Raw genomic sequence first — 3,026 nt, 5'->3', positions numbered from 1 at the left:
CTACATGCCACTACCGTAATGGAAAACTCGACGGTTCGTATCGTGTGGAATCAACATGGGAGGGTAAACCCTATATAACCATTGAGGGACAATACACCGACGGTGAGAAATCAGGGCAATGGATACAGCATAACTATCAAGATAATACCCAAACCTGCACATGGCATGGTGAAGGTGGGGCTTAAACTTAGATGAAAACCGTCATCATAACACTACTTTTGACGGCTGCATCGGTCATGAGTTGCAAGCCGCCTATGCCTCCGACAGACAATGAGTCCGCCTGCACATCTTCATGCAAACAAGACCAACGGACAGCGGATGTTATTGGCGAAGCGGATATAATAACGGGGATTGCTTCCGATGATTTTCCCTCCCTTTTCATACAAGGCAATCATTTCCAGTTCCAACGCAAGAATGGATTATATGCTCCTTTGGGTATTGGGTTCATGGAGGTCATAGCCGAGCAGAACCCCGTCATACCATTATACCGGACAGCAACGTGCAAGGAGCCGGAAGATAGCATTGCACTGCATCAGTATCCGTTTGACAAGGATATTGCCGAGCGGAAAAGGAAGGATGACAATCCGCAGGAATGGCAGGACGGACAGAATAACGCTTCATGCAAAGATGGCAGATATTACTATCGTTACTCTTCGGAATCAGATACGTTAATGCCCTTGGCATGGAGATCCGGAAGCAACATACATGAATACTTAGAAGAGACGGCAAGTCTGATCTACACTTTTCCCATGCTCCGTTTTAGAGTGTTGGGCTTAATGGCGGGAAGGGCTGAAATTGTACTGAACGAGGAAAGCGGAAAAACGGCATGGATCAACTGTTCATCTGGGCAGATTATGATGCATGGAAACAGGATGCAACGCAACCGCAGCCTCATGCGGATAAATGGTATTCCAGCGAAAAGAACGCATGACTTTGACACCTACTATATCTCTTGGGAAGACTATCTTCGCATGGTGACGGTAGTCTGCTTCAAGGACAATACAGAAGTCCGAAAACCGTTTGAGGTACAAGGCGATACAATAAAGAGTGAACAAGGCTGGAAATTATGGAAACAAGGAGAAGAGCTACTGATAAAAGATATTATAGAATACTACCTTGAATAATGTCGGCTGCCGGACAAACGCCGGGGAACTCTTTCGGGCGGGACGGGGCGCGGGAAGTTTCGGCGAACAGCCGAAGCCCCGTGTGTCAAAGTGCAAGCGCAAGATAGTGAAAACCCTTTCACCCACGTTAGGGATTGCAGGGGAAAAGCCACAGCATAGCGAGGACTTGTAGCGGAAAGCCCGACCCGAAGGGGGAACGCCCAAACAACCACCCGAACAAACTGCTTTTTGGCAAGGATTGCATTTATGGAAAAATACGAAGTAGATTATAGTGAGTCATCCTATTTTGTTTTTTAATACAAACAATGCGATTTCGCCCAATAGCAAAGTCAAAAAGCTACCTATCCAAAGATAATAACCTGTTGACAAATGAAAAACTCCAAGAGTGCTTTCAATGCCCCGTTCGAGAGTGTAAAATAAACTGTGTCAGGCTATAATAATAATAGTTTAACACAGTTTTTATAATATGGCCAATTTGGAAATAGACTACAAGAAAGCAGCCCAGCAGCTGCGTAGCGGTGAAGCACTCTTCGGTAAAGACGGAGCTTTGGCTCCTATGCTAGAACGTATCCTAAACGCAGCCTTAGAAGGTGAGATGGATGCTCACCTTAATAGCGTTGACTGCAGTTCTGGCAATCGTCGTAACGGCAAGATGAGCAAGACCGTACAGACAAAGTATGGAGAGGTGATAGTCGAAACCCCTCGTGACCGTGACGGTTCTTTTAAACCGGAGACAGTTAAGAAACGTGAGACAATTCTTGCTGAAGGTATGGCAGATCAAATCATCAACATGTATGCTCTTGGTACAAGCACTCGTGATATAAGCAAGTACTTTGAGCGTGAGTTTAACACAACCCTTTCAGCAGAAACCATCAGTGCTATAACCGACCGAGTTATTCCCGAAATAACAGCCTGGAAGTCCCGTATGCTTGACCCCGTCTATGCCATTTGCTGGCTTGACGCCATTCACTACAAGGTAAAAGACGATAAGGGTCGTGCAGTCACTCGTGCAATATACAATGTCCTAGGTGTAAACAAGTCTGGTCACAAGGATCTTCTTGGTATGTATATATCTGAGAGTGAGGGTGCTAACTTCTGGCTTGATGTTATGACCGACCTTCAGAACCGTGGTGTACGTGATATTCTGATTTGTTGCGTAGACGGTCTTAAGGGATTCCCTGATGCCATCCAAAGTGTATTCCCGGAAACCTCCGTTCAGCTATGTGTAGTCCACCAAATCCGTAACTCAATCAAGTATGTAGGAAGCAAGCATCAGAAAGAGTTTCTGAAGGATCTCAAGACCGTATATGGTGCTGTAAGCAAGGATTCTGCATTAGCACAGCTTGACATGGTTGATGAAAAATGGGGTGAGATGTACCCCATAGTAATCAAATCCTGGCGCGACAACTGGGAGCGTCTTACGGAATATTTTCAGTATACTCCTGCAATCCGCAAACTTATCTACACAACCAATACGGTTGAGGGCTATCATCGTCAGGTGCGTAAAGTAACGAAGAACAAAGGTGTGTTCCCGTCAGACACCGCACTTGAAAAGCTTGTGTATCTTGCCTATCGAGACATTAGTGGGAAATGGACTATGCCACTGTCTAATTGGGCACTGATATCACAGCAACTTGCCATAAAATTTGGTGATAGGTTCAAGATTATGTAACTTTGCTTGTGAAAGGCTCCTCTTATTTGTATGCAGATGTGAAATCTGCACACAAATAAGAGGGAAAGAATAAAAAACAGAGCCGTGACACAGTTCAGTTTACACTACCCCCGGATGAATGTTCGGGGGATTTTTTTTCTTTTGGGCGTTCCCGTGGGACGGTCGGGCTTTACGTTTCAAGTCCTCGCCTAAAGGCTGTGGGCTTTACTCTGCAATCCCTAACGCATGGC

The 3,026-nt window shown here is 45.5% G+C and carries 2 protein-coding genes and 1 pseudogene; all 3 read left to right on the top strand.

What is annotated here, in order from left to right; translation table 11 throughout:
• Positions 1-185: pseudogene (locus AB5903_RS22135) on the top strand (hypothetical protein); the annotation flags it as partial.
• A 6-nt stretch (positions 186-191) separates the two neighbouring features.
• A complete protein-coding gene (locus AB5903_RS22130; RefSeq protein WP_004328511.1) occupies positions 192-1,124 on the top strand; it encodes a hypothetical protein in 933 nt (310 codons plus the stop codon).
• A 466-nt stretch (positions 1,125-1,590) separates the two neighbouring features.
• The gene (locus AB5903_RS22125) at positions 1,591-2,796 is read left to right on the top strand and encodes an IS256 family transposase (protein WP_009316578.1); all 1,206 of its coding nucleotides are present in this window, start codon (positions 1,591-1,593) and stop codon (positions 2,794-2,796) included.
• The last annotated feature ends 230 nt before the right edge of the window (positions 2,797-3,026 follow it).

Origin of the sequence: Bacteroides sp. 2201st1_D9_2201SCRN_220225, assembly GCF_040928965.1 — a bacterium.
Taxonomy (GTDB): Bacteria; Bacteroidota; Bacteroidia; order Bacteroidales; family Bacteroidaceae; genus Bacteroides; species Bacteroides stercoris.
This window is presented reverse-complemented; position numbering and strand designations above follow the sequence as displayed.

Bases quoted from the DNA above. Each gene is read 5' to 3' on its own strand.
- AB5903_RS22130 (WP_004328511.1), top strand. From the start codon at position 192: ATGAAAACCGTCATCATAACACTACTTTTGACGGCTGCATCGGTCATG.
- AB5903_RS22125 (WP_009316578.1), top strand. From the start codon at position 1,591: ATGGCCAATTTGGAAATAGACTACAAGAAAGCAGCCCAGCAGCTGCGT.